The sequence below is a fragment of the Micromonospora sicca genome (assembly GCF_003172935.1).
Lineage (GTDB): Bacteria > Actinomycetota > Actinomycetes > Mycobacteriales > Micromonosporaceae > Micromonospora > Micromonospora sicca.
Genome location: NZ_QGKS01000453.1, coordinates 1 through 6110 on the forward strand (window position 1 = coordinate 1; position 6110 = coordinate 6110).

The following is a 6110-nucleotide window of genomic DNA, read 5'->3' on the forward strand; positions in this document are numbered from 1 at the left end:
CGCACAACCAGACCAGCCCACCCCCGCCCTGAACGACCTTCCGATCCGGCTCATCCTCGACACATCCGCCATCCTCGCGTTCACCGAGGGCTCGACCGCCGTGGGCGAAGCGATCGCCAAGGTCGCCGACGAGGGCTGCCTCTTCGGGCTACCCGTGATGTGCCTGGCCGAAGCAGCCCGATCAGTCACCGACACCGACCGGCTCGACCTCCTGGTCAACCATCCCGCCGCGGCGGTGCTGACCGTTGACCCCCTCCAGTGGAAAACCCTCGCCACCACCCACCGCGCGGTCGGCCGGCTAGACACCGCGGGCGCCCTACTCGCGGCAGCGGGCAACAACTGCAGGGTTCTGGCCGAACAGCCCGGGCGGTAGCGGGTCTGACCTAGGCAGGCGAACCGTCAGCTCGACGAGTGGCAGGGGTTCGTCCGTTGCCTCGGGCTGCCGCGCAGACCGACGCTGTGGGTCCTCGGCAGCTCCGCCGTGTCGCAGGCTGCCGCGCCTGCTGCCGCCGCGGTCACGCGTCAACTGGCGATCGATTAGGATGGGTGTCCACGGGCTGGTCGCGAACAGCGGCTCCGCGCATTGAATGGAAAGCCATGCGGCAACGGATGCTTGCGACGTCGGTCAGCCTGATCATCGCTTCCACAGCCGGTTGCTCCTCCGACATCGCGAGCGACGCCGGAGCAAAGAACCCGGCTAGCTCCACTCCGACAATCGCCACGCGGGCACCGCACCGCACTCCACCCCAAACCACGAAAGCGGCGGTCCCGTCGCCGGCAACTCAGCTCAGATGGAACGGTCCCTCGAAGGCCGAGCCGGCCTTGCCCCGACTCCCGCCCTTGCCCGAGCCGCGGCCAAGGTCCAATCGCCCTGCCCCGGATGGAGTCGTCTACGGCGGGTCTGCTCGTGTGCGGATTCGGGACGGGTGGAATGGCGACGTCAGATGGGACGTGATGGATCATCGCGTGCAGTGCCAGTGGTACGACCACGCCTTGTACTGGTCGGCCGGCACTCACCTACTCGATGACCGTCCAACCGCAGGCGATGGTGGACTGGCCATACAGGTGGTGGAGGACCATACCAATCCTTTCGATCCCGCCCGCGTTACTGGGCGCAGGCTGGTCCTGACGTTCAAGGACGAACGGGGCAACACGCACAAGGCCATCGCAAGTCACCCGGACGCGAACTACTCCGATAAAGCCTCCCTCATGACGAAGACCAGCCCAGACAAGAGGCAGATCACCGCCAGCGCAGTCATGGTCGCGCACCCCGAGGTCGACTTCAACGACCAACGGATCGCCTGGGTGACCGTCACCGCGACGATCAGCTGCGACGGTCGGCCACCAATGCCAAACGCATAAGGACACGCGGCGCCCTCGCGGCGGTTGAGCGGCCCGTGACCTGACTTCCCTGCGACATCAGCCTGTACAGCGGCCCACCACCAGGCGCCGTCCAGAAAGGACGGCTACGGCACGCTGGCTGTCCGTTCAGCCGGGCGGGACGGCCGGCCTCCCACCTCCCACTGTCCCGTCCGGTCTCTCCCTGCCGATCCGCAACAGTGACCCTGACGCTGCCGGAGGCTCCATGATCGTCGAATCGACCACCCGCACACCGCCGCCCCGCTGGCCAGTCAACAACAGCCGGCCGGCACCAGCCTCGCCCTCCTCGACGCCCGCGTCACCCCTGACGAACTCGCCCGCGTCGTCGCCCTGATCCGCGGCTGACTAGCGCATAGGCCCACCACCGGTTGGTGCGCTGAGTCTCGGTGGGTGGCGGGCGGGGCACGTTCCCTACCCGCGCTCGCGTGGGCACCCTGTGGGAGTTCAGCATCGGCCCCTTCGGTCGAAAATTCTGCACTCGGGACGCCATGCCGCCTCGGCGTAAGTCGCCGCCGAACCCCGGACGGCCCATCGAGGAAAAGATCGACGAGCCGTCCAGACGGAAGGACCCACACGTTCGGCCCGTCATAGATGCGTCTCTACAGGAAGAATTTCCCCTTCCCTTGCGGGCCGCTGCGCCGCCGGCCGCGAGGCGGCGCCCGGGCCGTTCGGGCTTCGTTAGGTAGCCGGGTCAGCCCATCAGGCTGCGGACGACCTCGTCGGTGGTGGCCACCTGGCCGAGTTGCCCCAGCGTTGCCAGGCTCGCCTGGTGCGCGTCGTCGGTCGCAGCCATGCAGGCGTCGGAGACGATCACGATGCGGTACCCGTGGTTGACCGCCTCGTAGGCAGTGCCGGTGACGGAGAGGTTGGTGGCCACACCCGTGAAAAGGATTGTGTCAATGCCCCGGGCGCGCAGGATCGTGTCCAGCTCGGTGCCGAAGAAGCCGGTGAGCCGGACGTGAGTGATGACGACGTCGCCCGCCTGCGGCATGACTTCCTCGATGATCCGGGTCTTCGGGGTGCCTTCGAGGAAGGCCTGCTGCTGGCGGATCATCGCGAAGGCGGGGGTGTTGGGGATGAGGTCCGGGTAGCCGGGTCGGTGGGCGACGCGCGTGTAGACGACGAGGCCACCGCTGGACCGCACCACATCGGCGACCCGAGCCGCGTGCGTCGCGACCCGGTGCCGGGTGACCTGCCCAGCGAAGAACGGGCCGAATATCCCGTCGGGGCTGACGACCTCGTGCTGCCAATGGACGCCCAGGACGGCGGTGCGCGCCCGGTCGATCTCCTGCATTGACCCTCCCGTCACGGGCCGGAGAGCTGTTGCGGCGCCGGCTGGTACCCGCGTCGGCCATTGGCGGCCGGCCCTCTGCCGTAGGCGTCCAGACGCCCCCACCGGCCGGGTATGTCCAGCAGCGCCACGAAGTCGAGATTAGCGGGAAGGGCAGGTCTGATCACCAGATCATCGCCGACCGACCGGAGTCCGAGCATCGTTCTCAGCAGCAGGAGCGGGGCGCCAGCGGACCATGCCTGGGGGCTGCACGCCGTGGGGTAGTTGACGGGATATCTGGTCTCGGCGCGGGCGGTCCCGGCGAACGCCTCGGGCAGCCGGCCGTCGTAAAAGGCCGCGGCGTCCAGGATTCCGGCCGCGATCCGGGCCGCCTCGTCGGGATACCCGTAGCGCCGCAGTCCCCAGGCGATGAACGAGTTGTCGAACGGCCAAATGGTTCCCACGTGATACCCGATCGGGTTGTAGCGGGCCTCGCTGTCGGCCAACGTGCGCACGCCCCAACCGCTGAACAGGGCGGGCGACATGAGATGACGCACCACGGCCGCGGCCTTCTGCACCTCGAGGATGCCGCTCCACAGCAGGTGGCCCATGTTCGACGACATGGCGTCCACCTGGCGGCCGTCGCCGTCGAGGGCGAGCGCCATGTACCCGCCGTCGGCGATCCAGAAGTCCCGGTTGAAGCGCCGCTTGAGGTCGGCGGCCTCCCGCTCCAGCCGGTCGGCGTACGCCGGATCGTTCCAGAACATGCGAGCCAGCCGGGCCGTGCGCAACTTCGCGTCGTACGCATACCCCTGCAGCTCACAGGTGGCACGGGGAAAGGCCGGCAGCCGGCCGTCGCGGTACGAGATGCTGTCCCAGGAGTCCTTCCAGCACTGGTTCTCCAGGCCGTTCTTCGTGTTGCGCCGCTCGTAGGAGATGTAGCCGTTGCCGGTCAGGTCGGCGTAGTCGTTGATCCAGTCGATCGCCGCACGTGCTTCCTGCTCGACCGAGCGCACGAGGTCGGCGTCGCCGGTCCACAGCTCGTACTCATCCAGTAGCACGAGGAACAGGGGAGTGGAGTCTGCGCTGCCGAAGTACGGAGTGTGTGGGGTCTCCTCGAAGATGCTCATCTCGCCGTACCGCATCTCGTGCAGGATCCGGCCGGGTTCCTCCTCCCGGAAGTCGTCGACCCGGCTGCCCTGCCGGAACGCGAGCACTCTCAGGGTGGTGGCGGCGAGTTCGGGTGCGAACGGCAACGCCTGGAGGCTGGTGAAGATGCTGTCCCGACCGAACAGGCTCATGAACCAGGGCAGTCCTGCGGCTGGCACGCTCTTGTCGTCGGCCAGGAACGGGCTGAAGCGCAGCGCGGCCAGGTCGATGAGGCTCTGCCGGTACGTGCTGCGCAGTGGCTCCCAGTCGGACTCCAGACGCGGTGCCTGGTCCAGCCATTCCAGGAGATCGCGGTGCTTGTCCCGGCCCGTTCGCGCCGCTCGCCCTGGGATCGTGAGCCGCTCCAGACCTCTCGGCATCGGAAGGTCCGGCAGGGCGCTGAGTCGGGCAGACCATCGACTGTGGGGTTCGATGTGAACCTTGAGCGTCAAGCCGTCATCGTCCAATTCCGCTGGCGCCGAGGCGGAGATGATGGTTTCCCGTCGGAAGCGCTCCCGTTCGTAGCCGAGCACCAGTCGCCCGTCGTCGACTCGCCGGTAGTGCCGGCCCTGCTTCCTCGTCGCGTCCTTGACCTCGAAGAGGTCCGCGAAGTCGGCGTCCGCCTCGACCCGGAGGGTCAGGTCGACAGGTTGCCGATCGTTGTTGAGGATGGTCAGGTCCTCGTGGAGGCCGGTGTCCAGGGTGTGCCTCCGGCGCACGGCCAGGGTGCTGTTGACGTAGACGTCCTGGCCGCCTGGGACCAAGTAGAACCGGTTCTCGAAGTAGTTCACGTCGTCAATGGAAAGGGTGGTCAGCCGCTCCCCGTTGATTGTCAGCACCCACTTCGACAACAAACGGGTGTCGTGAGCGAAGAGGCCGTGCGGGGCGTCCGGTGACGGAACGATGTCACCCGTCCGATCGCAAACCATGAAGGTGGTTCCGTCGAGGATGCCGACCTGGTTCTCACTCATGGTCACCTCTTCGGCGTCGCGTCTCCTGGGAAGCAGGTGGCGGCGGAAACAGCCTTCGGACGGTCGCGAACAGCCGGGGGCTGCCCTCCACGGTCGCCTCGCCGCGCAGCACGGTGGTCAGGAAGTACGCCTCCCCGCTGGCAATCCGGTCAAACACCGCCCGATCCGCCCGGACGACGGCGTCCCCACCCGTCGCCTGCTCCGACACCGTGATGTCGCCCTTGACGATGGAGACCAGCCAATGGTCGACCTGCCCGTCCTGGCTGATGTCGAACCGGACACTGCCCTCGTGGAGCGCCGTCAGCCGGCGATCGTGCCCCCGGTGCGCGAGGCTGCGGAAGAAATCCTGGGTGACGTCAGCCATCGTGACCCCTCCTCAAAGCCACGATGCCCCTGACACGCGGCCCCCGCCTCACCCTAAAGAGGTGAAGTTCGCCAGCCGGCCTCCCTGCCAGTGTGTTGCCGCCCGTTCCGATCTGCGCTTGCCCCCGGATGGCGCTCGTGCGGTGGACAACCTACTAGCGTGAGACTCGATGGATCCTTCGCAGGCAACGCTGCTCTTTGCCGCCGGTCTCCTCACGGGCGCCTTCAACGCGGCCGCCGGCGGCGGCTCCCTGATCGGATTCTCCGCGCTGATTGCGGCTGCCAGGTAGACGCGTACGGGTCGCCCCTGGCCTCGTTGACGTTGGTGTCAGTGAGGGCGATCAGCTGTGGTGGGTGAGGTCGTTGGGAAAACTCTGGCGGCGGCTGGTGGTCCAGCTGCTGGCCGAGTTGAGCCTGCCTCTGACCCGGCGGGCATCGGATGTCAGCGCAGCCCGGCGAACACGGCACCGACCTCGGCGCGCGCGTCGGCACTGAAGGCGTCCCTCGGTACCGCGACCGCACGTCGGGCCAGGAGGCCCTGGAATAGCCAATACCGGCCCGTCTCCCGCAGCGGCCGCAGGGACTCCCAACGGTGCTGCGTCGTGACGTCGGCCAGGCACACCCTCATCCCCTCGTCGGTCAGCTCGTACCCGATCTCCACGGCCGGCCCGCCAGCCGACAGACGCCGCCAGACGCGCCGCAGCGACAGCTCGAAGGAGAGCGGGGCGGCGACCAGCAGCGCGACGAGCAGCACCGCGCCGGCTGCCGGTGTGAGGAGCAGCGCGCCGACCGCCATCAGGAGGGTGGCTGCCCACACCTTGAGGAGTCGCACCTTGCCGGACACCCACACCAGCTGCCGGTAGGCGGGGTAGTCCAGCGCCGCACGGCCCTCGATGCGCATGTCGTTCTCCTCTGTAATGCGTCCGAGGCGTTCGATGGCGGGCCGCACCCGTCCCCACCGACGCGGCATCATACGG

Annotated in this window: 6 protein-coding genes; 2 read left to right on the forward strand and 4 right to left on the reverse strand. The window is 68.0% G+C overall.

The genetic code is table 11. The features are described from left to right. The first annotated feature begins 70 nt into the window (after positions 1-70). Both DKT69_RS33800 and DKT69_RS33805 read left to right on the forward strand, forming a co-directional pair. Positions 71-373, forward strand: a complete 303-nt coding sequence (locus DKT69_RS33800; protein ID WP_438361901.1) for a hypothetical protein — start codon at positions 71-73, stop codon at positions 371-373. A gap of 581 nt (positions 374-954) precedes the next feature. After that, the gene (locus DKT69_RS33805; RefSeq protein ID WP_146231281.1) at positions 955-1362 is read left to right on the forward strand and encodes a hypothetical protein; all 408 of its coding nucleotides are present in this window, start codon (positions 955-957) and stop codon (positions 1360-1362) included. 709 nt (positions 1363-2071) lie between these two features. Here the strand turns inward: DKT69_RS33805 and DKT69_RS33810 are convergent. The 4 genes from DKT69_RS33810 to DKT69_RS33825 form a co-directional block, all read right to left on the reverse strand. Beyond that, the gene (locus DKT69_RS33810; protein WP_109805464.1) at positions 2072-2674 is read right to left on the reverse strand and encodes a cysteine hydrolase family protein; all 603 of its coding nucleotides are present in this window, start codon (positions 2672-2674) and stop codon (positions 2072-2074) included. An 11-nt stretch (positions 2675-2685) separates the two neighbouring features. Next, positions 2686-4770: an amylo-alpha-1,6-glucosidase gene (locus DKT69_RS33815; RefSeq protein WP_109805465.1), complete on the reverse strand. Its 2085-nt coding sequence runs from the start codon at positions 4768-4770 to the stop codon at positions 2686-2688. Beyond that, positions 4763-5134, reverse strand: a complete 372-nt coding sequence (locus DKT69_RS33820; RefSeq protein WP_109805466.1) for an SCP2 sterol-binding domain-containing protein — start codon at positions 5132-5134, stop codon at positions 4763-4765. The genes DKT69_RS33815 and DKT69_RS33820 overlap by 8 nt, the downstream gene beginning before the upstream one ends. A 441-nt stretch (positions 5135-5575) precedes the next feature. Beyond that, positions 5576-6110 (reverse strand): YcxB family protein (locus DKT69_RS33825; RefSeq protein ID WP_236648520.1); only part of this gene is annotated, 535 nt, incomplete at its 5' end.

What these genes read in the sequence shown, in the direction of transcription:
- DKT69_RS33805 (WP_146231281.1), top strand. Translation starts at nt 955, where the DNA reads ATGGATCATCGCGTGCAGTGCCAGTGGTACGACCACGCCTTGTACTGG.
- DKT69_RS33810 (WP_109805464.1), bottom strand. Translation starts at nt 2,674, where the DNA reads ATGCAGGAGATCGACCGGGCGCGCACCGCCGTCCTGGGCGTCCATTGG.
- DKT69_RS33815 (WP_109805465.1), bottom strand. Translation starts at nt 4,770, where the DNA reads ATGAGTGAGAACCAGGTCGGCATCCTCGACGGAACCACCTTCATGGTT.
- DKT69_RS33820 (WP_109805466.1), bottom strand. Translation starts at nt 5,134, where the DNA reads ATGGCTGACGTCACCCAGGATTTCTTCCGCAGCCTCGCGCACCGGGGG.